The sequence below is a fragment of the Streptomyces sp. NPDC003691 genome (genome assembly GCF_053981115.1).
In genome coordinates this window covers 1-23,254 of sequence record NZ_JBSFNQ010000080.1, presented here as the reverse complement: position 1 = coordinate 23,254, position 23,254 = coordinate 1, and the positions used below count along the sequence as shown (strand labels likewise).

The following is a 23,254-nucleotide window of genomic DNA, read 5'->3' as shown; positions in this document are numbered from 1 at the left end:
AGACTACGCGCCACCGAATCGCGTTACCCGCACTGATGCGCGCCCAGCTCAACCACATCCTGGCCGTTGAGAGCCCGACCACTGTCCGCCTGGATGTCGTCGTACCGCGGGATCTGTCCGTTCATGGCTTCACCCACTGCGACGACCAGGCGGTTATCGTCGAGTTCCTTGCCCACAAGGACATCAGCGGGTCGCCGGAGGCAGTGACGGCCTGCTTCGGGCTGCTCGACCGGTTCGAGCGGGCAGCGTATTCGGTGAGGGCATGCGGCGGATGATTCTGGATGTGGTGGAAGCCTCGGGCGAAGGGAAGCGCCCCCGACCTCTGAGGGAGATCTCCGACGGGTTCGCAGGGAATGCTAGAGGTGACCAGACCATGGTCGCGAGGGCTCCCGTGCACACGGCGCGCTTTGCCCCGCGACGGGCTCCGGGTGTCCGTGGCTGGCCGCTCGCTCCGGCACGGATCTGGCACAAGAGCACGCCGGGGCCAGGAGGTCAGCGGTGTTGCGAAGCGGAAGCGCAGATGCCGGGGCCAAGGTCGCTGGAAGCCACCAACAACTGGGCTGCTGCTTGTAGCTCGCGCTCCCATGCCGGAAGGTAGTCCGCTCCGATCCATTCGCTGTACTCCGCCGCGATGGAGAGGAACTGCGTCTCCTGCTCGGTGTCTGCCGCAACGGTCATCGAGAGGCTGTTGCCCACTTCCTCGGGACCCAGCGAGCCTTGCACGAGACCGAACGCAAGGCTCACGAGGAGACGCCGACCGGCCATCTCCTCGTCAGGAAGAGGCACGTCGTGCTCGCTCAGCGCCTGGATGTACAGCTCGCGGATCTCGGTCGCATCGTTCCGGCGCGACAGACCGGCCAGCTCACGCAGGGCAGGAGAGTCGTGACCGTCAACTAGCGCGTGCGCAGCGAGCATCGGGAGATCCTCAGGGTGGAGTACCTCCGCCACGTACTGCCAAGCGCTGTCCTGCAACCGGTCCATGACGGCCATCGTGGAGGACGCAAGGAACTTTGGCCAGCAGATTGCCGTTCAGTTCGGATGCCTCAGCGGCTTCCCTACCAGCCGTTACTGTCACCTGAACGCGCAGATCGGCCCGTAGTCCCTCCTCTGTTGACGTTGTTCCTCCGGTCCTGGCGCGCGCTCGCCGCGCCCGAACCGAAGGACCGTTCCATCGTTCCCTTCGGCACTGAAGCAACCCCTCCGTGATGGCTACAGCCGACGGCCACCGAGTTGCGCGCCTCGGGCCCGAACCGGCCCCTTCTCGCTTGCGCCGAACACGCTGACGAAGTCTCCACCCGGGCGCTTCAGGACCTGGAGGGGCCGAGGAGCAGCTCGGGGTGGGCCGTGGTCGGGCGGGCGGTGCGGCCGGGTGGTGGCGGAGTCGGACGCCACCCGGATCGACGGCGAGGACGCGGCATCGGGCGGGCGTCCGGCGATGTGGCTGTTCACGACGTGCATAGCCCGGACGGCGGACGAGCCTGCCGGGGCGGCGTTAGGACCCCGGCTGATGAGCACCGCAGGATGTGACCGGCGCATGCAGCGTGTGCGGGGAGGCGCTCCTGCCCAGGCCATGCATGCACCCTGCTGCGCGCCGGAATGTTCAACTACTCCGACAGGTGACCGCGGCGTGCCCCGAAACGGCAAGATCGTCAGGGGTTGTGGACTCCATGTGGGCTCCCGCCCACGAGAAGACCCCCCGCCCGGATCGGACGAGGGGTCAAGGCAGGCTCTCACCTGCTGATTCTCCATGGTGGGCGCGGACGGTTTCGAACCGCCGACATCTGCTTTGTAAGAGCAGCGCTCTACCCCTGAGCTACGCACCCGTGGATGAGAGAACAGCCTACATGGCCCACCGGGCGGGGTCGCAAACCCGTTCTTGGTGGGGTGGCGGGGAGGGGGGATAGCCCTACTGCGGATGCGGTGGGCCGCCGGATCGTGGAGGGGGTGGGGTGGATCTTAGCGTTGGGGGAAACGGTGGATCGGCAGGGGGAAGGGACTCGATATGGACGGCCGTGCCGCCCGGGGAATCGTGGCGATCGGGGTGGGGAGTGTGCTGGTGTTCGGGGCCGTGGGGTGTGGGGCCACCGATGTGGAGGGGGCTCCCGTGGAGCGGCAGGACTTCGCTCTCGTCGGGAAGGAGCTGACCGTCGATGTGGAGAACTCCGATGTCACGCTGCTGCCCGGTGACAGCGACAAGGTGGAGGTCACCCGGCAGGTCGACGGGTGGGCGGTGATCGGGGGCGGGCCCGATCCGGAGTGGGAGATGAAGGACGGGCGGCTGACCCTGCTGGTCAACTGCGGCGGGCTCGGTGACTGCGACTCCCGGCATACCGTGAAGGTGCCCAAGGGCGTCGCCGTCAGCGTGGAGACCGACAACGGGAAGGTGAACGCCTCCGCCTTCAGTACGCCGCTCAAGATCTCCTCGGACAACGGAGAGATCACCGTCCGGGACACCACCGGCGATCTGCGGGTCAATACCGAGAACGGCGACGTCCGGGTCGAGGACGTCAGTGCGCGCGCGGTGCACGTCAAGAGTGACAACGGTGGGGTGAAGGTGCGGATGAAGAAGGCCGCCGAGAAGCTGGAGGCCTTCACCGACAACGGGGACATCGTGCTCGACCTGGAGCGCGCCGGGGCGCCGTACGCCGTCAATTCGAACTCCGACAACGGGTCCCGCAAGATACGCCTGTCCGACGCCGAGCAGGACGACACCAGTCCGCGGAAGGTACGGGTGGAGAGCGACAACGGCGATGTGACCGTGCGGCTCGCGGGGTAACCGAACGGCCCGTGTGTGCGTCCGTACCAGGTGGGACAATGGTCCGACCGGGTACGGCGAGACGGCACGGGAGAGGGATGTGACGGCGACACACGCGCGGGCGCAGGCTTCAGCCACAGCGAGTGCCGTCGGGGATGTGGTCCGTCTTGTGCTCCTGCCGGTGCCGCTGCTCGCCGGAGCGCTGGCGGGGGCCTTCGCCGGCGGGGGGACGCGTCGCTGGTTCGGGGGGCGCGGGGAGAATCTGCGGGCCGGTGCCCAGGCCGCCAAGGACGCCGCGGCCGCCGCCTTCTACGAGCTGGACAGTGCCCAGCGCGATCTGCGGATCTCCGTGGAGACGATCACCGCGGTGGACGATTCGCCGCCCACCCGGCGCGCCGTGGCGGGCTTCGCGGCCCTCGGGCAGCGGATCGACGAGGTCAGCGGCCGGTACATCGCCGCCGTCGACACCCACGATCTCGACCGGGACGACCTCGACGCCTCCGCCGCCTCCCGCGCCCGCACCGAGCTGAACCGGGCCCGGGACGAGCTGGTGGCCGTCAAGGCCGAGCTGGACCGGTTCGGGGAGGGGCTCGGGCCGCTGCTCGACAAGGCCGAGACCCGGCTCGCCCGGCTGGTGCCCGCCACCGAGCGGGCCAGGGCCGCCCTGCTCGCCGCCAGCAACGCCCTGGACACGGTCCGTGGCTCCGGGCTGCGGGCCGACGACCTCGCCGCCCGGCTGGCCGCGCTGGGCCCCGAGCTGACCAGGCTCAACCAGGGCGCCGGTCAGCACGGAGTGACCGAGACCCTGCACCGCGCCGACCACATCCTCCGCGAGGCCGAGGCGGTACGGGCCGGTGCCGAGCAGCTGCCCGCGCTCGCCGCCGACACCGACAAGCGCCTGGTCTCCCTCCGTACCCGCGCCCAGGCCCTCACCACCCGTGCCGAGGGGGTCACACCGGTCCTCAGCGAGCTCCGCCGCCGTTACACCGCCGCCTGCTGGCAGGACCTCCAGGCCGTACCCGACCGGGCGACCGCCGATATCCGGCTCGCCGAGCAGCGGCTCGACGAGGCCGCCACCGCCCGCGAGGAGCAGCGCTGGCCCGATGTCACCGCGCTCCTCGGCACCGTACGCGCCCTGCTGAACAGCACGGACGAGGCGATTTCCGCCGCCCGGGACCGGCTGGAGCGGCTCGACGCCGTCGCCCGGGACCGGCGGCCGGAGATCGACCGCACCCGTTTCGCCCTCCGTGACGCCCAGCGTCTCGCCATGGCCGGGCGGGACCGGCCCGACCCGCGGCACGCCCGTCCGCTGGACGACGCCGTCGCCCGCCTCGACCGGGCCGTGGACTCGCTGGAGGGGCGCCACCCCGACTACTGGCACTTCCTGACCGAAGCGGAAGCCGTCCGCCGGACCGCCGCCCGGGTCGTGGAGCAGATCCGGGAGGAGCGCGCCGGGGCGTGAGGAGGGGCGGGCGCCGGTCTGATTTGAAGGGCGCGCGGTGCGGGCGGATGCTGGGAGGTACGAGTACGCGAAACGGTTCGTACCCGAGGAGGCCGCTGATGGCCGCACACGTACTGCCCCACAGGACCCGGTCGCGGCAGGACCGCCCGCGCACCAGACTCGACGAGCATCTGCCCGTCGACCACCGGCTCAGCACGGTTTACCGGATCGGCGCGGGAATCATGGGAGCCTTCCTCCTCGCCTTCGGAATCCTGGGGCTGATCGACAAGATCGGCTTCTTCAACACCGAGGGCAACACCGTCATCGGTCTGAACAGCAACGGCGCCCTGAGCGTGCTCTCCATCTGTGTCGGTGCGCTGCTGCTCTTCGGGATGGTCAAGGGCGGGAACTTCGCCTCGACGCTCAATATGGTCCTCGGCGTCCTCTTCATCGCCAGCGGTTTCATCAATCTCGCGCTGCTGGACACCAGCTTCAACCCCTTCGCGTTCAAGATTCAGAACGTGCTGTTCAGCTTTGTGGTCGGGCTGCTGCTGATGTTCTTCGGGATGTACGGGCGGGTCAGCTCGACCCTGCCCCACGACAATCCGTACTGGAAGGCCCGCCACCCCCAGGAGGCGGCCGCCGAGGCCGAGGCACGGGCCGCGCAGGCACGGGGCTCTGCGGTATCCACAGGGGCGCACGAATCCGGGGGCGGCGCGTAGCCTTGGGCCATGCCCCGATACGAGTTCCGCTGCCGCACCTGTGACAACACCTTCGAGGTCGACCGGCCGATGGCCCGCTCCGGCGAGCCCGCGAGCTGCCCCGCCGGCCACGACGACACGGTCAAGCTGCTCTCCGCCGTCGCCGTCGGCGGTACGGCCGCAGCCGGTGCGCCGAGCCCGGCCATGGGTGGCGGGGGCGGCGGCTGCTGCGGCGGCGGTCGCTGCGGCTGACCGGGAACGACCGGGGGAGGTGCGGTGCGGGCGGGAGTCCGTACCGCTGCCGGGTGCCGTGCGGCGGATCCCCGTACGTCAGGGGCGGTACGGCGAGTGAGCGGCGCCGGAGGCCTCAGGTGCCCAGATAGCGCAGGACCGCCATCACCCGCCGCGAGTAGCCCGCCGCCCTCGGCAGCTCCAGCTTGTCGAAGATCGCGTTGATGTGTTTCTCCACCGCGCTCTGCGATACGTACAGCCGCTCCGCGATCGCCCCGTTGGCATGCCCCTGCGCCATCTCCGCCAGGACCTCCCGCTCCCGGCCCGTCAGCCGGGAGAGCAGGTCCGTCCGGGTGCTGCGGGCCATCAGCCGCCGGACGACCTCCGGGTCGAAGGCGGCCCTCCCCCGCGCCACCCGCTCCAGCGCGTCGAGGAACTCGTCGATCTCGACGACCCGGTCCTTCAGCAGATAACCCACGCCCCGGGACTCGCCGCTCAGCAGCTCACCGGCGTACCGGCGCTCCACGTACTGGGACAGCACCAGTACCCCCACCTCCGGCCAGCGGCGGCGGATCTCCAGCGCCGCCCGCAGGCCCTCGTCGGTATGTGTCGGGGGCATCCGGACATCGGCGACGACCACATCGGGCGGCCCGGCCGCGACGGCCGCAAGCAGCGCCTCGCCGTCGCCCACGGCGGCGACGACCTCGTGGCCCTCCTCGGCGAGCAGCCGGACGAGCCCCTCCCTCAGCAGGGTCGAGTCCTCGGCGACGACTATGCGCACGGCAGCTCCGCGGTGATGGTGGTGGGTCCGCCGGGCGGGCTGTGCACCGCGAACCGGCCGTCGAGGGCGGCGACCCGGCGCGCCAGCCCGGTGAGTCCGCCGCCCGCCGGGTCGGCGCCGCCCGCTCCGTCGTCCTCGACGGTCAGCCGGACGAGGTCCCCGTCCCGGCGGACCGCGATCCCGATCCGGCGGGCCGCCGTGTGCTTGACGACATTGGTGACGGCCTCCGAGACCACGAAGTACAGCACCGTCCCGGTCCGGCGGCCGGGCGGGCGGCCCCCGTCGTCGTAGTGGAGGTCCACCGGGAGCGGGCTGCGCTCGGCGACGCTCTCCAGCGCCGCGGGCAGCCCGGCCTCGTCGAGCACCGCCGGATGGACCCGCCAGGCGACCTCCCGCAGCTCGGCCAGCGCCCGCCGGCTCTCCTCCTGGGCCTGGCGGAGGAGCAGACCGGCCCGTTCGGGGTCGGGGCTGCGCCGGGCCCGGCCCAGCAGGATCCCGAGGGCGACCAGCCGCTGCTGCACCCCGTCGTGGAGATCGCGTTCGATCCGGCGCCGCTCGTCGTCGACGGCGTCGACGACCTCGGACCGGCTGGTCGCGAGCTGGTCGATCCGCCGCCGGAGGGCCTCGTGCGGGCCGGGGCCGAGGACGGCCCGGACCAGCCGCTCCTCCAGCAGGACCGTGCCGTGGACGCCCTGCGCGGTGAGGACCAGCAGGAACGCCCCGAGGAGCCCGGTGCCGAGCACCTCCAGCGGATAGTCCACGGAGATCACGAACCAGCCGAAGAACCCGACCAGGAACCAGAGCAGCCCGGTGGCCATGAGCCCCAGGACCATCCCGCCGAGAAGGCCCAGGGGGATGCGGTACGCGGCGTAGCGGAGCGCGTCGGCGGGCGGGTACGCGGCCGGGGGGCGGATACCGCAGCACCGCTCCAGGCGGCGCAGCTCGGTCCGGGTGGCCCGGACCGCGAGGGCCGAGAGCGGGCGTAGGACGGCGCGGCGGGCCCGGGGCAGCGCGAGGACCGCGAGCAGGGCCAGTCCGGCGGGTACGGCGGCGAGCAGCGCCGCCAGGGCGGTCAGCGCCCCGGCCAGCAGCCCCACCACGGCCCGTGTCCCGCTGATGACCAGCCCGGTGAGCCTGCCGGGGGCAGTGGGGGTGGTGGTGTCGGCGAGAAGGGTGGGGTGGGTGGGGCCGGAGGGCGGGAGACCCGTGTCTCCGGAGGGCGGGAGACCTGTATCCCCGGGAGCCGCACGGCCCGTCCCCGGGGCATCTCCGGCGGCTCCCGCTGCTCCCATGTCCGTCACGCCCCCTCTGCCCCTTGCGTCCCCCGGCTCTGTCCCGATCTCGTCCGGATCCTTCCCGGGAGCCCGGCCCCAGCCCGTTACGGCGACTACGCTAGCCAGTGCACCCCAACGGCACACTGCGGTAAACCGCAGGTCAGTGTGTGGGGGGCTTCAGACTGTCTTCAGCTCGCATTCATTACCTTTGAGGCATGGACCCCATGATCGTGAACGCCGCCGCGCCGATCGAGAGCAGTGCTCCGGGCTGGATCAACAGCCTGATGGACACCCTCGGCGCACCGGGCGCTGGCATCGCCATCGCCCTGGAGAACCTCTTTCCACCGCTCCCCAGTGAAGTGATTCTTCCGCTCGCCGGCTTCGCGTCCAGCACGGGCCAGATGAACCTGTACGCCGCGCTGCTGTGGACCACGATCGGCTCGGTCGTCGGAGCCTGGGCGCTGTACGGGGTCGGGGCGGCGCTCGGACGCGACCGTACGATCGCGATCGCCTCGAAGCTGCCGCTGCTGAAGGTCTCCGACATCGAGAAGACGGAGGCCTGGTTCATCAAGCACGGGCCGAAGGCCGTCTTCTTCGGGCGCATGATCCCGATCTTCCGCTCGCTGATATCCATCCCCGCGGGTGTGGAGCGCATGTCGCTCCCGCTCTTCCTGGGGCTGACGACGCTCGGCAGCGCGATCTGGAACACCGTCTTCGTCCTCGCCGGATATCTGCTCGGCGAGAACTGGGAGTCCGTGACGGGGTACGTGTCCACCTACTCCAAGGTCGTCCTGGGCGTGGCGGTCCTCGCGGTCGTGGCGTTCTTCGTCGTCCGGCTGATGAAGTCGGGGTCGGGGTCGCGCCGGGCCTAGAGCTTTTCCGGGGGCCCACCCCGGAAATCGGACGCCCCGTCCGGCCTTGTGCCGGACGGGGCGTCCGCCGTTTACCGGTACGCCGAGAAACCGCAGGGCGTTTGCGAAAGTTTATGGAGTGCTACTTTCCGGTTTCCCGGTGCCGAGACAGCCTCCGAGGCCGGGACGGAAGAAACAAGGCGGGACGGAAGAAACAGGGCGGGAAAGGGCGGGGCGCGACCGGCCCCTTTCCGTACTCACCCCGCGGCGGTCAGTGCCACTTCTGGTAGCCGCCGCCGTTGCAGCTGTGGGTGTAGACGTGCCCGTTGCCGTTGCCGTCAAGGCAGAGTTTTCGGCAAGCGCGCCGGGGGCGAGGACACCGGGGGCGAGGCCCTACGGCGCCAGGAACCGCCGGAGGATCTCCTCGCCCGCCAGCACACCGCTCTCCGCCAGTGCCGTGACCCGTGGGCCCGACCAGCCCTCCGCCGCCAGCTCCCCGTGTCCCGGGCGCCAGGCCCGGTCCGCCGCCAGCAGCAGGTCGGCGTCGAGCAGGGAGTCCCCGGCCGCCAGGATCTCCGCCGTGCCGGCCCGCCGGGCCACCTCCCGTACCGCCGCGCTCTTGGTGAGCGGCTTCGGTACGGCGTACACCTTCCGGCCCTGGAGCGAGACGGACCAGCCCCGCGGCTCGGCCCAGTCGGTCAGCTCCTTGACCCAGCCCTCGGGCAGCAGCGCCCGGTCCACCACGAGATAGGCGAAGAGGTCCTCGGCCACCCGCTCCTTCAGCACCCACGCGGGGTCGGCGACGGCCAGCAGATGGGACCGGACCTCCGCCAGGGAGGCGCACTCGCCCTCCATGCGGGCGGCGACGGTCCGCTGCCACGCGGGGTCGGAGACACCGTCGACCAGGAGGTGGCCGCCGTTGGCGCAGACCGCGTACGCGGGCGGCGGGCCGGGCAGCCGGATCCGGCCGTACTGCTCCCGGGTCCGGGTGGTGGTGGGGACGAACACCGTCTCCGCCGCGACGCGGGCCAGCAGCCCGGCCGCGGTCTCGGTGAGGTACGACAGCGGCTTGGCCTGGTAGACCTCCACGCAGAGCAGCCGGGGCGCGAGCGCGTCGGGGCCGGTCAGCTGGAGGGCGGCCGCCGAGTAGATCAGCGTCCGGTCGAGGTCGCTGGCGACCAGCCGGGCGGAAGCGGGCGCGGGCGGGGAAACGGGCGCGGGAGCGGAATCGGCAGCAGGCGCGGGGACGGATGCGGCGGTCACGGGGCCGTCACCGCCTTGCCGTCGGCGCCGGTCGCGCCCCGGGTGTAGCGGGGGTGGATGAGCCCGACACAGGTGTACGGGAGGTGCTCGACCTCTTCCACGGGCACGCCCCGCTGCTCCGCCAGCAGCCGTACATGGTCGAGGTCCCGGCCCGCTCCGGCCCGGGCGAGGATCTTCCACGGGACGCGGCGCAGCAGCACCCGGGTGGTCTCGCCGACCCCCGGCTTGACCAGGTTGACGTCGTGGATGCCGTACTCCTCGCTGATCCGTTCGACGGCGGCCCAGCCCTCCCAGGTGGGGGTGCGGTCGCTGGACAGCAGCTCCTTCACCTCGGTGGCGACGGCCGCGGCGACCTCGTCGAAGCGGGCGGCGACGGTGTCGACGAAATGCCCGGAGACATCGGCGTCCCGCAGCTCGCGGTAGAACTTGGCGCCGTGGTAGTCGTCCGGGCCGACCAGGTCGGCGCGGAGGACGGTCCGCGATATCAGCCCGGAGACCGTGGAGTTGAGGCAGGCGGAGGGGATCAGGAAGTCCTCGCGGGTGCCGTACGTGGACACACAGCCGCCCGGGTCGGCGAGGACCGCGATCCTCGGGTCGAAGCCCTCGAACTCGCCGATCGCCGCGGCCAGTTCACGGGTGATCGCGCCCTTGCCGGTCCAGCCGTCGACGAATACGACGTCGGCCGGGTCGTGGTGGTCGCGCAGCCAGCGCAGCGCGTTGGCGTCGATGCCGCGGCCCCGGACGATGGAGACCGCGTAGTGCGGCAGGTCCAGACCGTGGCGCTGCCGGGCCCAGCGGCGCATCAGAACGCCGACGGGGGTGCCGGCCCGGGCCAGGGAGACCAGGACCGGCCGGGGCGAGCGCTCGGCGAGCACGGTCTCGGTGACGGTACCGACGGCCCGGGCGATCCGGAGCGCGGAATCGTCGAGGGCGCGCTGGAAGAGCCGCTGGTAGTCGTCGCTGGGCTGGTACTCGACCGGGAGGGATTCGGCGTAGTGGGCGCCGCCGTTCTGGATGGCCTCCTCGCGCTCCTCGGTGGGGGCTTCGAGCCGGGTGTCCGAGAGGTCCTGGAGCAGCCAGCCGACGTCCTCGGGCGCGTACGACGAGAAGGCGGGGCCGCGCAGCGGCTCGGGGAGCATGGATGACCTTTCCGGTTCCGGTTCCGGTTCTGCCGCCTGGGCGGCCTGCGACGGTACGGACGCGGATGCGGACGCGGGTACGGGAGCCGGGCGCGGGTCCGTACCCGCCCCCGTACCCGCTCCCGGGACACGGCTGGGGACCACGGCCAGCACCACGTGCGGGGTGTGCTCGGTGAGCGCCGCGAGCAGTCCGCCGGGGGCGTGCAGCGCGGGCGTGTCGGCGACCGAGTCGACGACGGCGACCACGGCGTCGTAGCCACCGCCCGCGACGTTGTACGCGTAGCGCTCGCCGGGGCCCTCGGCGGGGTCGTCGTGGGCGGGGAAGGTGATCCGGGTACGGATGGCGTACCCCGGGTCGTCGACGGCGAGCACGGGCGACCGGGTGGTCGTCGAGTAGCGGACCTCGGCGTCGAGGGTGTCCTCCAGGGCGGTCGCCAGGCGCAGCGGCGCGTACATCAGCTCCTCGAAGCCGAGGACGAGGACGCGCGGGCGCCGGGGGGCGGCCTCCCCGGAAGTCCCGGAAGTTCCGGAAGTCCCGGCTGGCCGGTCCCGGGGGCCGGGGACCTGACCGGGGGCGGCCGCGCCGGTGCCGAGGCCCGGCCCGCTCCCCCGTACCGCCGCCGGCAGCGCCGCCGCCACCGCCGCGGCCAGGGACGGCAGAGCCGACTCCAGGGATACGCGGTGGGCCGGGAGGAAGCCGTGGCGGCCGCCGTCCGGGACGGCCTCCGGCCAGGGAAGCACCGCACGGCGTACGGTGCCGACGGCCGCGGGGGGTGCGGTACGGGGTACGGCCCCCGCCCCGCTTCCGCTTCCGCTTCCGGTTCCGGTTCCGGTTCCGGTCAGGGTCTCCGCCGTGGTCCCGGCTGTCGCCGCCGCAGCGCTTCCGGGGCTGCCGGGCGCCGCGGGGCCGTCCGGTGCCGACCAGCGCTCCACCAGGGCCCGGCCCTTCTCCAGGACCCCGTCCGGGAGGATCACCGTCCCCGAGGCCAGGGAGATCAGATCGACGCGGGCTCCGAGACCGGCCGCGAAGTCGGTGAGCTTCTCCCGGTCCGCCGGGGCGCGCATGTCCACCAGGGCGACAACGACATAACGGTCGCGCGGATAGCGCTCGTGGAGGGTGCGGACCGTGTTGAGCACGGTGTTGCCCGTCGAGAACTCGTCGTCGACCAGGACCAGCGGGCCGGGCCCGGCCAGCAGTTCCGGGTCCTCCGGCAGCAGCAGATGGGACGTGTGGTGGGAGTGCGACTCCTCGAAGCCCCCGGCGGTGGCGACCCCCGGCACCGGGCGGCGGGTGGAGTGGAGGTACGGCGCGAGGCCGAGGCCGTCCGCCACCGCGTGGCCGAGGCCGGTGGCCGTCTCCGCGTACCCCAGGACGACCGCCCGGGCGGCCTCCTCCTCACCGAGCAGCGCCCGCACCCGGACCCCGAGGCCGTGCCCCGACTCGTACACCACCGCGGGTGACTGCGGAATGTGCTTGCCGAGCACGTTGGAGACGAGCAGATGGGCCCGCTTCGGGTTGCGGCGCAGCGCCAGCCCGAGCAGGGAACGCAGCTCCTCGTCCCCGTCGAGCCCGACGCCGAGCCGCTCGGCGACCCATCGTCCCGACCACACCATCGCGTCCGTTCCCTCCGTCACCACGTTCTCCGCCGTTTTGGCCGTACTCGATACATTTGCCGCGCCTGCCCGGCCTGCCGGGCCGGTGGGATCCGCCGGGCCCGCCGTACTCGCGTGACTCGCCGGGCCCGCCCCCGTACCCGCCGCCGGGCCGGCGGTACGCGGCACTCCGGGACCGCTCATGAAGCGCTGTGCCCGGCCGTGAGCAGCTCCACGAAGCCGACGTCCTCCCGGGCCACCCCGAAGGCGGCCGCCCGCAGCAGGGTCCGTTCGGCCCAGGCGCGGTGCGGCTTCACCTCGTTCATTTTGTTCGTATACGCGGAGCGAAGCACTCCGCCGCCGCCGCGCTCCGGGCGGAGTATGTCCTGCGCGTCGCTGAACTCCTCGTGACTGACCACGGAGAGCGCATGCACCGGCAGGACGTGCGAGGGGTGGATGCACGTCTTGCCGCTGAGGCCGTTGGCACGGTCGAGTTCGATCTCGCGGAGCAGTCCGTCGAGGTCGTGCTCGATAAGGGCGGTACGGAGTTCGTCCGCGCGGCCCTCCATGAAGGGGCTCCGGCGCAGCTGGGGCTTGAACATCCGCTCCTGGAGGCGGAAGTACTCCCAGACCGGGCCGGTGACGGTGTAGCCGGTGCCGTCGGCGCGGCCGAGGACATTGACCACGTCCGCGATGACGGCCGCGACGATCTGGACGTCGTACGCGGTCATGTCCGGCGAGCGGCGCAGCCCGTACGCCGAGCAGAAGTCGGTCACCCCCAGACGCAGTGCCAGCACCCGGTCCCGGTACTTGTCGACGGTGGCGGCTATCCCGGCGAGGGTCTGGCGGCGGGTCTCCAGATGGAGCAGTTCCGGGGATTCCAGCACCGGCATCGCGAAGAGCCGCTGCCCGCTGGCCGCCTCGGCGGCGGTGAGGGCCTCCAGGAAGGGCCCGCCGCGCTCCTCGGTGAACTTCGGCAGTACAAATCCGGACACCCGGCGAATCGATTCTCCGAACCGGCGGACCAGATCGGGGATCTGCGCGGGCTCCCGGACCCGGACGAACATCAGCGGTGGTTCGAAGCCGGCCTCGGCCCGGGCGTCGAGATCGGCGAACTGCCGGACGAGGTTCTCCTCGGCGGCCGGCACCTCGGCGTCGTCGATGGAATCCTCCAGGCAGACGACCATGGAGACCACGCCCGTCGCGACCTGCTTCAGGACGTCGTCGGCGAGGCGGGGCCTGGTGGCCGGGCTGTAGAGGGTGGCTCCGAGGGCTGCGGCGAGGACCCCGGCGGGGGAAGCCGCCGTGAACTCGACCGGTTCCCGGTGGAACAAGCGTTGCCGGACGGCAGGCGAAAGCTGCCCGAAATGACGCATTGATGTCCCCCGTACTGGATGGCGGCCCGCCGTAACGACGTGGCCGGTAATAGTACGTACGAAAGCATGGCGGGGGTTCCCCGCCCCGGTGAACACGGGATGACGCGGGAGCATCGTCCGCCCGGTCCGGCGCGGCGGCCCGGCGACCCGTGTCCGGGCCGCGCCGGGCCGTTCCGTACGGCGGTGTACGCAGCGGAGGGGGCGCGGGGGCCCGCCGGGGAGCCGGTCCGGGCGGCGGTCCGCCCGGGGGCGCACCCGCGGACGCGCCCGGCGCCCCGCATTGTCCGCCCGGCCCCGGGGGAGGCAGGATGGCGGACATGACGCACGCGATGGTGAAGGGCTCGAACGTCGCTCTCAACGCCCCGGCCGTACGGGCGGTGCTGCGCTGGACCCCCGGGACGGGCGTACCCGACGTGGACGCCTCCGCGCTGCTGCTCGGCGCGGACGCCCGGGTCCGGACGGACGAGGACTTCGTCTTCTACAACCAGCCGCGGCACCCTTCCGGCCTGGTGCGCCGGCTGTCGAAGAAGCGGGTCGGGGAGCATCTGACGGACACCGTCGAGGCCGACCTCGCCGCGCTCGACGCCTCCGTCGACCAGATCGTGCTGGCCGCCTCCTCGGACGGCGACACCTTCCGGCTGGTGACCGATCTGCGGATCGCGCTGTACGACGCGGCGGCCGCGGACGCGGAGCCGCTCGCGGTCTTCGACGTACGGCCGGAGACCGGGGCGGAGAACGCGATCATCTGCGGCGAGCTGTACCGGCGCGGCGACACCTGGAAGTTCCGGGCGGTGGCGCAGGGGTATCCGACCGGGCTGGTGGGGCTGGCCACGGCGTTCGGGATCTCGGTGGACGAATCGGATCCGGAAGCCGGAGCGGCCGCCGCGGCTCCGGAACCGGAGAACGCCGCCCGGCCCGGGGCCGCCGTGCCACCGGTCCCGCAGGCGCCGCCGCCCCCGGCGCGGCCGCCGGCCGTCCGGCCGGCCCGGGTCCACCAGCAGCCGGGGCCGGGCCGCGGGCCGGTGCCCGGGGCGCCGGGCGGCCAGGAGTTCCGGCTGCCGCCGATGGGGCCGCAGTTCATCCGCGCCTAGGCCGTCTCTTACGGATCTTGCCGGGCTCGCGTGCCCTGGCACGCCCGCTCGCCGCGTTGTCGTCAGTCGCCGACGCTCCGCGTGCTGTCCGCAAAGTGGCGCCGTCCGCCCGGCGGGCGGGACTTTACGGACACTGCCCCGGGTGTGCCTGCCGGATCCTGCCGGGCCCGCCGGACGGCCCGGGAGCGGACACGGCCCCCGGGGGCGGCGGGGACGGCGGGGGCCGCGGGCGGGCTCACCGGCCGCTCCCGCCCCGGCCGCCGGTGCCGGGCCGGGCCCGCGACCGGTAGCCGCTCCGGGGCCCGGGCCGCGGAGCCCCGCGGGGCCCGCCCGCGGAGCGAACGGCGCTGCCTTCCGGACCCGGCCCGCGCCTTCTGTGCCTGCTGTGCCTTCAATGCCTGCTGCGCCTGCTGTGCCTGCTGTGTCTTCTATGCCTTGGTCTTGTAGCCGCGACCCCATTGGAGACCCCATCCGTACAGCCGGTCGAGCTCTGCCTGGAAGCCGTAGACGAACTTCACCTCGCGGCGGACGATCATCTGGCCCTTGATGTTCTCCATGCTGAACACGGCGCAGGACCGGGCCTGTGGAGCCCGTTCGTCCAGTTCGACGACGACCCGGGGGCCGCTGCTGGGGTAGAGGGTGACGATCGCGTGCGTACGGTCGAAGGCCGGGGTCTGGTCGTAGATGTAGACGAAGAACAGCAGCCGCTTGATCTCCTCGTGATGGTCCAGGTTGACGTAGATCGTCTCCCCGGAGCCGGAGCCGAAGCGGTCGTCGCCGCTGCCCTTGACGTACGGCGCCTCGTTGGTGGAGCCGAGGAAGCCGCCGAGCGGCTGCACCACGCCCTTGCTGCCGTCGGCGAGTTCGTACAGGCAGCCGAGGTCCAGGTCGACATTGACCATGCCCTGGGTGTGGGCCTGGACGACTTCGGGCTGGAAGAGCTTGAACGGATGGCGGAAGAGCTGTCCGCTCTGCCTGGAGCGGCCCTCGATGTCCGAGGTCCGCATCCGCCAGGACAGATTGACCCGCAGATGGCCGGTGGCCGCGCCCTGCTCGGTCAGGGAGACCGTCGGTCGCCGCTTCGTCAGGGCGATCGCGTTCGCCGCCGCGGTGCCCAGGTCGAACTGGTTCGCCCCGCCCCGCAGGAGACCGTCCCAGAAGGCCATGTGTCGCCACCCCCAGTGGTGTGTCGGTGGGCCCCTCGCCCACGGACCGTCCGATGGACCCTTCTTCCCCGCTCTCCCCGCCGGCCTCCGCCCGCCGGCGGGCGCCGCGCGGGGCGGCCCGGGACCGGTGCCCCGGAGCCGCCCCGCAGAGAGCGTTCCGCAATACGCCGGTCGTCACACCCCGGCTTCGGAGTGTGGCCGGGCCTTTTCGCCCTCGGCGGCCACCCTCCTGTTGCGCTGGACGGAGGACCAGAAGGACCAGCCGATCAGCGCCACACCGATGAAACCGGTGATGAGTTCGTTGACCTCGAAGCGGATGGTGACGAGCAGGAGGGTGGCGAGCGCGCCGATGGCGTAGTGCGCGCCGTGCTCCAGATAGACGTAGTCGTCGAGGGTGCCCTGGCGGACCAGGTAGACCGTCAGCGAACGGACGTACATCGCGCCGACGCCGAGACCGATGGCCATCAGCACGATGTCGTTGGTGATGGCGAAGGCGCCGATGACCCCGTCGAAGGAGAACGAGGCGTCGAGGACCTCCAGATAGAGGAACATGAAGAAGGCTGCCTTGCCGCCGACCTGGAGGGCGGTGACCCGCTTGCCGGATTTGCGGGCGGCCTCCTCGGCCTCGTGCTCGCGCTCCTCCGACTCTTCGAGCTTGTTCTCGAAGTAGCCGGAGAGGCCGCCGACGACGAGGTACGTGATCAGACCGGCGATACCGGAGAGCAGGACGGTCTCGGTCTTGTCCTGTGCCCCGGAGTGCGTGTGGGCCTCGGGTGCCAGGTAGAGCGCGCTGATCAGCAGCACGATCAGGGAGATGCAGACCGAGAGCATGTCGACCTTGCCGAGCTTGGCGAGCGGGCGCTCCAGCCAGCCGAGCCACTTGATGTCCCGGTCCTCGAAAATGAAGTCCAGGAAGATCATCAGCAGGAACATGCCGCCGAAGGCGGCGATGGACGCATGGGCGTCCGTGACCAGCTCTTCGTACTTCTCCTTGTCGTTGAAGGCCAGTTCGACGGCCTCGATGGGACCGAGGCTCGCCGAGACGGCGACAATGACGACGGGGAAGACGAGCCGCATGCCGAAAACGGCGATGAGAATGCCGATGGTGAGGAAGATGCGCTGCCAGAAGGCGTTCATCTTCTTCAGGATTCCGGCGTTGACCACCGCATTGTCGAACGAGAGCGAAATCTCCAGGACGGAGAGGATCGCCACGATGCCGAAGGCGGTCCAGCCGCCGTAGAACACCGCAGCGACCAGGCCGAGCGCGGTCACCGCGAACGACCAGCCGAAGGTTTTCAGAACCACTGCTACCCAATCGTGTTAGGTGGGGGTCCCCCGAAGCCCCCCGGGTAGCCCGTGGGAGGGTTCTCCCCGCACAGCCAGGGCGAGTTGCCAGTCCGCCTCGCCCCGTGCGCGGCTTTACGAAACATTGACCCCGAAGTCTAGAGCGATACCCCGCAGTCCCGACGCATACCCCTGGCCCACTGCACGGAACTTCCACTCCGCGCCGTAGCGGTACAGCTCGCCGAAGATCATCGCGGTTTCGGTGGAAGCGTCCTCACTGAGGTCGTACCGCGCGAGTTCCTGTCCGTCGGCCTGGTTGACCACCCGGATAAAAGCATTGCTGACCTGGCCGAACGTCTGACCCCGGTTATCGGCGTCATGGATGGAGACCGGAAAAACGATCTTGTCGACGGCGGGCGGCACCTGGCTGAGGTCCACGATCAGCGACTCGTCGTCGCCGTCGCCCTCTCCGGTGAGGTTGTCACCGGTGTGCTCGACGGAACCGTCCGGGCTCCGGAGGTTGTTGTAGAAGATGAAGTAGTCGTCGCCCAGGACGCGGCCGTTGTTGCACATCAGCGCACTGGCGTCCAGGTCGAAATCGGCGCCGGTGGTGGAACGCGCGTCCCAGCCGAGCCCGATGAGCACCTGCGTCAGATTCGGTGCGGCCTTGGAGAGGGAGACATTGCCTCCCTTGGCGAGTGTGACGCCCATGATCTTGTCCTCCCCAGATGACGTGTGTCGTCGCTGCATGCCCCTGCCCCGCATGCATGCCCCCGAAGACGCGACCGCAACGCGCCCGGCCGCGAGAGGAACGACCGGCGCCGCACTTCGGAGAGGTGCGGCGCCGGACGGTGGTGCGGCTGCGGTCAGACGTTGACGCCGAAGTCCTGGGCGATACCGCGCAGGCCGGAGGCGTAACCCTGGCCGATGGCGCGGAACTTCCACTCGGCGCCGTGGCGGTACAGCTCGCCGAAGACCATGGCGGTCTCGGTCGAGGCGTCCTCGGTCAGGTCGTACCGCGCCAGCTCGTTGTTGTCGGCCTGGTTGACCACGCGGATGAACGCGTTGCGGACCTGGCCGAAGGACTGCTGGCGGTTCTCGGCCTCGTAGATCGAGACCGGGAAGACGATCTTGTCGACATCGGCCGGCACGGCCGCGAGGTTGACTTTGATCTGCTCGTCGTCGCCGTCGCCCTCGCCGGTGAGGTTGTCACCGGTGTGCTCGACGGAACCGTCGCGGCTCTTGAGGTTGTTGAAGAAGACGAAGTTGCCGTCGTCGGCGACCCGGCCTTCGGCGTTCGTCAGCAGGGCGCTGGCGTCCAGGTCGAAGTCCGTGCCGGTGGTGGTACGGACGTCCCAACCGAGGCCGACCGTGACGGCGGTCAGTCCGGGTGCGGCCTTGGTCAGCGAGACGTTGCCGCCCTTGCTGAGGCTGACTCCCACGAGTCCCTCCATAGGTGATCAGGGGCAGCGCCCCCGTGGTGCGTTTCGTGTCGGATCAACATACGGATCCTAGTGACCGGGTCCCGCGTGAAACAGGTTCCGGAGCGGTCGGGCGTCCGATCCGTCCCGGTTGCTACATCAGGTTTTGCCCGTTCGTCACAGAGTTTCCAGCGCCTTGGCGTAGTCGTTCAGGTCACGGGCGTCCGGCAGGCCGTTCACCACGCTCCAGCGGACGATCCCCTCCTTGTCGATGACGAAGGTGCCGCGGACGGCGCAGCCCTTGTCCTCGTCGAAGACGCCGTAGGCCCGGGAGACCTCGCCGTGCGGCCAGAAGTCGGAGAGCAGCGGGTACTCGAAACCTTCCTGCTCCGCGTAGACGCGGAGGGTGTGGATGGAGTCGTTGGAGACCGCGAGGAGCTGGGTGGTGTCGTTCATGAACCGGGGCAGCTCGTCGCGGAGCGCGCACAGCTCGCCCGTGCAGACGCCGGTGAAGGCGAACGGGTAGAAGAGGAGGACCACGTTCTTCTCGCCGCGGTAGTCGGCGAGCCGGACCGTACGGCCGTGGTTGTCCTTGAGGGTGAATTCGGGAGCCTGGGTGCCGACCTCGATGGCCATGAGACGCGTGGGTTCCTTCCGCGGGTGCCGTTCGGATTCCGCCCGGACGCCGTTACCGGGATACGGGGGCGGTCCGGGGCCGCCTCCACCCTAAGCGGGCCCGGCGCGCGGCCGGCACCGGCCCGGGAGGCCGGGGGCAGGGGGGCGGGGATCCGGGGCCGGGGGCAGGGGGGCGGGATCCGGGGCCGGGCACCGGGCCGTATACGGGCGCGGGGCAGGGGGCCGGGGCACCGAGGTCCGGGGTGCCGGGGTCCGAGGTGCCGGGGCGCGGGCGCGCGGGGGCCGGCCCCCGCGGAAACGCGGCTGACCCCCTCGGGCTCGGCCCGAGGGGGTCAGGGGGCGCCGGAGGGCTGCCCGGCCGCCGGAAGGAGGCGGGCGCCCGGTTCCCGGACGGCGGCGTACGGCGCGGAGCGCGCCGTACCGGTCAGCGCTTGGGGGCGCTCAGCCGGGTGCCGATCCAGTCCTTGGCGACGCTGATGCTCTTGGTCTGCGACAGTCCGGCCGTCTGGGCGGCGTCCTGGATGTCGCTGGGCTCCACATAGCCGTCCCGACCCGTCTTGGGGGTGAGAAGCCAGATCATGCCGCCCTCGTCGAGCAGGCCGATGGCGTCCACCAGGGCGTCCGTCAGGTCGCCGTCCTCATCCCGGAACCAGAGGACGACGACGTCGGCGACGTCCTCGTAATCCTCGTCCACCAGATCCTGGCCGATAACGGATTCGATGCCTTCACGGAGATCCTGGTCGGCGTCGTCGTCGAAGCCGATCTCCTGGACCACCTGTCCGGGCTCGAACCCCAGCCTCGCTGCCGGGTTGGTCCGCTCCTCCGCGTGGTCCGCGGTCGCGCTCACGGCTTGCCTCCTGATCATGTTCGGTAGATGCTGCGTGCCGCGCGCACGCGCGCGGCGTTGGCCGTAGTCCACACGGGCGGGACGGATCGCGCAAGTACCCGGCCGTCCAGACCGCCGAAACGGTGACGTTTGCGCCCGTCTCGACGCAACTCCCGACACGTGCGGCGGGGCCGCGACGCGTTCCGGAGCATTCGGCCGCCTTTGCAGCATACGTCGCATTCCCACCCGGCTCCCGACGGCCCTCTGTCCCGGCCACCCGAACGGAGTGGGCGGGGCCGCCCGGAGCCGGGCCCTGCGGCCCCCGGGCCCGACGGCGGACCCGGTGGTTACCTCTCGGTAGAGATGACGTTTCCCGCCCCGAGGTACACGATGGGAGGCGGTGCGGTGCGCCCGGAGCGGGCCGACTGCGTTCCGTGACACCTCCGGCCGGCCCCCGGGCCGGACGGCACCGCCACCACGCCCGGATTCTCCGGGACCCCCTGGGGTCCGGGATCCCCGCGGGACCCCGGACCTTCTCCCCTCCGAGCAGCGAAGGAACAGCGTGGCTTCCGGATCAGATCGCAACCCGATCATCATTGGCGGCCTTCCCAGCCAGGTCCCGGACTTCGATCCGGAAGAGACCAAGGAGTGGCTGGACTCACTGGACGCGGCCGTCGACGAACGGGGCCGGGAACGGGCCCGCTATCTGATGCTGCGGCTCATCGAGCGGGCCCGTGAGCGCCGTGTGGCCGTGCCGGAGATGCGGAGCACGGACTACGTCAACACCATCGCCACCAAGGACGAACCGTTCTTCCCCGGCAACGAGGAGATCGAGCGGAAGGTCCTCAACGCGACCCGCTGGAACGCCGCGGTGATGGTCTCCCGGGCCCAGCGCCCGGGTATCGGCGTCGGCGGCCACATCGCCACCTTCGCCTCCTCCGCCTCCCTCTACGACGTGGGCTTCAACCACTTCTTCCGGGGCAAGGACGCCGGCGACGGCGGCGACCAGATCTTCTTCCAGGGGCATGCCTCGCCGGGGATCTACGCCCGGGCGTTCCTGCTGGACCGGCTCTCGGAGGCCCGGCTCGACGCCTTCCGCCAGGAGAAGTCGAAGGCCCCGAACGGGCTCTCCAGCTATCCGCATCCGCGGCTGATGCCGGACTTCTGGGAGTTCCCGACGGTCTCGATGGGCCTCGGCCCGATCAGCGCCATCTACCAGGCCCGGATGAACCGCTATCTGCACGCCCGGGGCATCGCGGACACCTCGCGCTCCCGGGTCTGGGCGTTCCTCGGCGACGGTGAGATGGACGAGCCCGAGTCGCTCGGCCAGCTCTCCATCGCGGCCCGCGAGGGCCTGGACAACCTCACCTTCGTGGTGAACTGCAACCTCCAGCGGCTGGACGGCCCGGTCCGCGGCAACGGCAAGATCATCCAGGAGCTGGAGTCCCAGTTCCGGGGCGCCGGCTGGAATGTCATCAAGCTGATCTGGGACCGCTCCTGGGACCCGCTGCTGGCCCAGGACCGGGACGGTCTGCTGGTCAACAAGCTGAACACGACGCCCGACGGGCAGTTCCAGACCTACGCCACCGAGACCGGCGCCTATATCCGGGACCACTTCTTCGGCGGTGACCAGCGGCTGCGCGCGATGGTCGCGAACATGTCCGACGAGCAGATCCTCCACCTGGGGCGCGGCGGTCACGACCACCGCAAGGTGTACGCGGCGTTCAAGGCGGCCGAGGAGCACCGCGGGCAGCCGACGGTGGTGCTGGCGCAGACGGTGAAGGGCTGGACCCTGGGGCCGAACTTCGAGGGCCGCAACGCCACCCACCAGATGAAGAAGCTGACCGTCGACGATCTCAAGCGGTTCCGGGACCGGCTGCACATCCCCATCACGGACGCGCGGCTGGAGGACGGGCTGCCGCCGTACTACCACCCGGGGCCGGACTCCGAGGAGATCCAGTACATGCACGACCGCCGCCGCTCGCTGGACGGCTATGTGCCGACCCGGGTGGTGCGGTCCAAGCCGCTGGCGCTGCCGGGCGAGAAGGCGTACGCCGGGGTGAAGAAGGGCTCGGGCCAGCAGTCGATCGCCACCACGATGGCGTTCGTACGGCTGCTGAAGGACCTGATGCGGGACAAGGAGATCGGCCGCCGCTTCGTGCTGATCGCCCCGGACGAGTACCGCACCTTCGGGATGGACTCCTTCTTCCCGAGCGCCAAGATCTACAACCCGCTGGGGCAGCAGTACGAGGCCGTGGACCGGGAACTGCTGCTGGCGTACAAGGAGTCGCCGACCGGGCAGATGCTGCACGACGGGATCTCCGAGGCGGGCTGTACCGCCTCGCTGATCGCGGCCGGGTCGTCGTACGCGACGCACGGGGAGCCGCTGATCCCGGTCTATGTCTTCTACTCCATGTTCGGTTTCCAGCGCACCGGTGATCAGTTCTGGCAGATGGCCGATCAGCTCGCGCGCGGTTTTGTTCTGGGTGCGACCGCCGGGCGTACGACCCTGACCGGTGAGGGCCTCCAGCACGCCGATGGGCACTCCCAGCTGCTGGCCTCCACCAACCCGGGCTGTGTCGCGTACGACCCCGCCTTCGGCTTCGAGATCGCGCATATCGTCGAGGACGGGCTGCGCCGGATGTACGGCGGCGACGCCGAACATCCGCACGGTGAGGACGTCTTCTACTACCTGACCGTCTACAACGAGCCCATCCAGCACCCGGCGGAGCCCGCGGACGTGGATGTCGAGGGCATCCTCCAGGGCATCCACCGCTACCGCGCCGGGGACGCGGGCCGGATCCCGGCGCAGATCCTGGCGTCCGGGGTCGCCGTTCCGTGGGCGCTGGAGGCGCAGCGGATGCTCGCGGAGGACTGGGACGTACGGGCCGACGTCTGGTCGGCGACCTCCTGGAACGAGCTGCGGCGCGAGGCGGTCGCGGTGGAGGAGCACAATCTGCTCCACCCCGAGGAGGAGCAGCAGGTTCCGTACGTCACCCGTAAGCTCTCGGGCTCCGAGGGCCCGTTCGTGGCGGTTTCCGACTGGATGCGTTCGGTTCCGGACCAGATCTCGCGGTGGATTCCGGGGGCGTACACCTCGCTGGGCGCCGACGGTTTCGGCTTCGCCGACACCCGGGGCGCGGCCCGCCGGTGGTTCCACATCGACGCTCCGTCGATCGTGCTGGCGGTCCTGACCGAGCTGTCCCGGGCGGGCCTGGTGGACCGCTCGGTGCTGAAGCAGGCCGTCGACCGCTACCAGCTCCTCGATGTGGCGGCGGCGGACCCGGGCCCGGCGGGCGGCGACGCGTAGTCGCCTCCCGCTGGGGGGGTACGGGTACGGGGCCGGGCAGTGAAGGCCGGACGAGGCCATCGCGATCACCACGTCACCCTTACGGATACGATCCGCGCCCAGCAGCCGGTCGGCC

The 23,254-nt window shown here is 71.1% G+C and carries 20 protein-coding genes and 1 tRNA gene; 8 read left to right on the top strand and 13 right to left on the bottom strand.

Translation table 11 applies throughout. The features are described from left to right. Positions 1 to 17 precede the first annotated feature (17 nt). On the top strand, positions 18 to 275 hold the full coding sequence (locus tag ACWDR0_RS27995) for a hypothetical protein (RefSeq protein ID WP_456354578.1): 258 nt from the start codon (positions 18 to 20) through the stop codon (positions 273 to 275). A gap of 217 nt (positions 276 to 492) precedes the next feature. Here ACWDR0_RS27995 and ACWDR0_RS27990 read toward each other — a convergent pair whose 3' ends face one another. Next, entirely contained in the window at positions 493 to 981 is a 489-nt protein-coding gene (locus ACWDR0_RS27990) for a hypothetical protein (protein ID WP_456354562.1), read from the bottom strand. Between the two features lie 767 nt (positions 982 to 1,748). Further along, positions 1,749 to 1,823, bottom strand: a tRNA-Val gene (locus ACWDR0_RS27985). A gap of 179 nt (positions 1,824 to 2,002) precedes the next feature. Here ACWDR0_RS27985 and ACWDR0_RS27980 point away from each other — a divergent pair. The 4 genes from ACWDR0_RS27980 (at position 2,003) to ACWDR0_RS27965 (ending at position 5,149) form a co-directional block, all read left to right on the top strand. Further along, entirely contained in the window at positions 2,003 to 2,776 is a 774-nt protein-coding gene (locus tag ACWDR0_RS27980; protein ID WP_456354561.1) for a DUF4097 family beta strand repeat-containing protein, read from the top strand. A gap of 79 nt (positions 2,777 to 2,855) precedes the next feature. Next, positions 2,856 to 4,217: a hypothetical protein gene (locus tag ACWDR0_RS27975; RefSeq protein WP_456354560.1), complete on the top strand. Its 1,362-nt coding sequence runs from the start codon at positions 2,856 to 2,858 to the stop codon at positions 4,215 to 4,217. A gap of 98 nt (positions 4,218 to 4,315) precedes the next feature. Beyond that, on the top strand, positions 4,316 to 4,918 hold the full coding sequence (locus ACWDR0_RS27970; RefSeq protein WP_456354559.1) for a DUF4383 domain-containing protein: 603 nt from the start codon (positions 4,316 to 4,318) through the stop codon (positions 4,916 to 4,918). Positions 4,919 to 4,927: 9 nt separating this feature from the next. Continuing rightward, positions 4,928 to 5,149, top strand: a complete 222-nt coding sequence (locus ACWDR0_RS27965; RefSeq protein WP_456354558.1) for an FmdB family zinc ribbon protein — start codon at positions 4,928 to 4,930, stop codon at positions 5,147 to 5,149. 115 nt (positions 5,150 to 5,264) lie between these two features. On the opposite strand, the gene ACWDR0_RS27960 is transcribed toward ACWDR0_RS27965, so the two are convergent. Both ACWDR0_RS27960 and ACWDR0_RS27955 read right to left on the bottom strand, forming a co-directional pair. Further along, a complete protein-coding gene (locus ACWDR0_RS27960; RefSeq protein WP_456354557.1) occupies positions 5,265 to 5,909 on the bottom strand; it encodes a response regulator in 645 nt (214 codons plus the stop codon). Continuing rightward, a complete protein-coding gene (locus tag ACWDR0_RS27955; RefSeq protein ID WP_456354577.1) occupies positions 5,900 to 7,201 on the bottom strand; it encodes a sensor histidine kinase in 1,302 nt (433 codons plus the stop codon). Before ACWDR0_RS27955 ends, ACWDR0_RS27960 begins: the two co-directional genes overlap by 10 nt. 206 nt (positions 7,202 to 7,407) lie before the next feature. On the opposite strand from ACWDR0_RS27955, the gene ACWDR0_RS27950 reads away from it, so the two are divergent. After that, positions 7,408 to 8,055 (top strand): DedA family protein, encoded by a 648-nt coding sequence (locus ACWDR0_RS27950; RefSeq protein WP_456354576.1) that lies wholly within the window; start codon positions 7,408 to 7,410, stop codon positions 8,053 to 8,055. Between the two features lie 372 nt (positions 8,056 to 8,427). On the opposite strand, the gene ACWDR0_RS27945 is transcribed toward ACWDR0_RS27950, so the two are convergent. The 3 genes from ACWDR0_RS27945 to ACWDR0_RS27935 all read right to left on the bottom strand — a co-directional run bounded on the left by ACWDR0_RS27945 (position 8,428) and on the right by ACWDR0_RS27935 (position 13,405). After that, the gene (locus ACWDR0_RS27945; RefSeq protein WP_456354575.1) at positions 8,428 to 9,216 is read right to left on the bottom strand and encodes an HAD family hydrolase; all 789 of its coding nucleotides are present in this window, start codon (positions 9,214 to 9,216) and stop codon (positions 8,428 to 8,430) included. A gap of 77 nt (positions 9,217 to 9,293) precedes the next feature. Then, positions 9,294 to 12,050: a phosphoribosyltransferase gene (locus ACWDR0_RS27940; RefSeq protein ID WP_456354574.1), complete on the bottom strand. Its 2,757-nt coding sequence runs from the start codon at positions 12,048 to 12,050 to the stop codon at positions 9,294 to 9,296. 179 nt (positions 12,051 to 12,229) lie between these two features. Then, complete coding sequence (locus tag ACWDR0_RS27935) at positions 12,230 to 13,405, bottom strand: HpcH/HpaI aldolase/citrate lyase family protein (RefSeq protein WP_456354556.1); 1,176 nt, start codon at positions 13,403 to 13,405, stop codon at positions 12,230 to 12,232. Between the two features lie 317 nt (positions 13,406 to 13,722). On the opposite strand from ACWDR0_RS27935, the gene ACWDR0_RS27930 reads away from it, so the two are divergent. Beyond that, a complete protein-coding gene (locus ACWDR0_RS27930) occupies positions 13,723 to 14,496 on the top strand; it encodes a TerD family protein (RefSeq protein WP_456354555.1) in 774 nt (257 codons plus the stop codon). Between the two features lie 428 nt (positions 14,497 to 14,924). On the opposite strand, the gene ACWDR0_RS27925 is transcribed toward ACWDR0_RS27930, so the two are convergent. The 6 genes from ACWDR0_RS27925 to ACWDR0_RS27900 all read right to left on the bottom strand — a co-directional run bounded on the left by ACWDR0_RS27925 (position 14,925) and on the right by ACWDR0_RS27900 (position 19,850). Continuing rightward, complete coding sequence (locus ACWDR0_RS27925) at positions 14,925 to 15,662, bottom strand: Tellurium resistance (protein ID WP_456354554.1); 738 nt, start codon at positions 15,660 to 15,662, stop codon at positions 14,925 to 14,927. A gap of 174 nt (positions 15,663 to 15,836) precedes the next feature. Then, positions 15,837 to 16,967, bottom strand: coding sequence for a DUF475 domain-containing protein (locus ACWDR0_RS27920; protein ID WP_456354553.1), 1,131 nt, complete (start codon positions 16,965 to 16,967; stop codon positions 15,837 to 15,839). Positions 16,968 to 17,081: 114 nt separating this feature from the next. After that, complete coding sequence (locus tag ACWDR0_RS27915; protein ID WP_456354552.1) at positions 17,082 to 17,657, bottom strand: TerD family protein; 576 nt, start codon at positions 17,655 to 17,657, stop codon at positions 17,082 to 17,084. A gap of 155 nt (positions 17,658 to 17,812) precedes the next feature. Continuing rightward, the gene (locus tag ACWDR0_RS27910; protein ID WP_456354551.1) at positions 17,813 to 18,388 is read right to left on the bottom strand and encodes a TerD family protein; all 576 of its coding nucleotides are present in this window, start codon (positions 18,386 to 18,388) and stop codon (positions 17,813 to 17,815) included. 156 nt (positions 18,389 to 18,544) lie between these two features. Further along, complete coding sequence (locus ACWDR0_RS27905) at positions 18,545 to 19,003, bottom strand: peroxiredoxin (protein ID WP_456354550.1); 459 nt, start codon at positions 19,001 to 19,003, stop codon at positions 18,545 to 18,547. Between the two features lie 424 nt (positions 19,004 to 19,427). Then, on the bottom strand, positions 19,428 to 19,850 hold the full coding sequence (locus ACWDR0_RS27900; protein WP_456354549.1) for a DUF3052 domain-containing protein: 423 nt from the start codon (positions 19,848 to 19,850) through the stop codon (positions 19,428 to 19,430). 541 nt (positions 19,851 to 20,391) lie between these two features. On the opposite strand from ACWDR0_RS27900, the gene aceE reads away from it, so the two are divergent. Next, the gene (gene aceE / locus ACWDR0_RS27895) at positions 20,392 to 23,139 is read left to right on the top strand and encodes a pyruvate dehydrogenase (acetyl-transferring), homodimeric type (protein ID WP_456354548.1); all 2,748 of its coding nucleotides are present in this window, start codon (positions 20,392 to 20,394) and stop codon (positions 23,137 to 23,139) included. The last annotated feature ends 115 nt before the right edge of the window (positions 23,140 to 23,254 follow it).

What these genes read in the sequence shown, in the direction of transcription:
- ACWDR0_RS27990 (WP_456354562.1), bottom strand. Translation starts at nt 981, where the DNA reads ATGGACCGGTTGCAGGACAGCGCTTGGCAGTACGTGGCGGAGGTACTC.
- ACWDR0_RS27980 (WP_456354561.1), top strand. Translation starts at nt 2,003, where the DNA reads ATGGACGGCCGTGCCGCCCGGGGAATCGTGGCGATCGGGGTGGGGAGT.
- ACWDR0_RS27970 (WP_456354559.1), top strand. Translation starts at nt 4,316, where the DNA reads ATGGCCGCACACGTACTGCCCCACAGGACCCGGTCGCGGCAGGACCGC.
- ACWDR0_RS27965 (WP_456354558.1), top strand. Translation starts at nt 4,928, where the DNA reads ATGCCCCGATACGAGTTCCGCTGCCGCACCTGTGACAACACCTTCGAG.
- ACWDR0_RS27955 (WP_456354577.1), bottom strand. Translation starts at nt 7,201, where the DNA reads ATGGGAGCAGCGGGAGCCGCCGGAGATGCCCCGGGGACGGGCCGTGCG.
- ACWDR0_RS27950 (WP_456354576.1), top strand. Translation starts at nt 7,408, where the DNA reads ATGATCGTGAACGCCGCCGCGCCGATCGAGAGCAGTGCTCCGGGCTGG.
- ACWDR0_RS27940 (WP_456354574.1), bottom strand. Translation starts at nt 12,050, where the DNA reads ATGGTGTGGTCGGGACGATGGGTCGCCGAGCGGCTCGGCGTCGGGCTC.
- ACWDR0_RS27935 (WP_456354556.1), bottom strand. Translation starts at nt 13,405, where the DNA reads ATGCGTCATTTCGGGCAGCTTTCGCCTGCCGTCCGGCAACGCTTGTTC.
- ACWDR0_RS27930 (WP_456354555.1), top strand. Translation starts at nt 13,723, where the DNA reads ATGACGCACGCGATGGTGAAGGGCTCGAACGTCGCTCTCAACGCCCCG.
- ACWDR0_RS27925 (WP_456354554.1), bottom strand. Translation starts at nt 15,662, where the DNA reads ATGGCCTTCTGGGACGGTCTCCTGCGGGGCGGGGCGAACCAGTTCGAC.
- ACWDR0_RS27915 (WP_456354552.1), bottom strand. Translation starts at nt 17,657, where the DNA reads ATGGGCGTCACACTCGCCAAGGGAGGCAATGTCTCCCTCTCCAAGGCC.
- ACWDR0_RS27905 (WP_456354550.1), bottom strand. Translation starts at nt 19,003, where the DNA reads ATGGCCATCGAGGTCGGCACCCAGGCTCCCGAATTCACCCTCAAGGAC.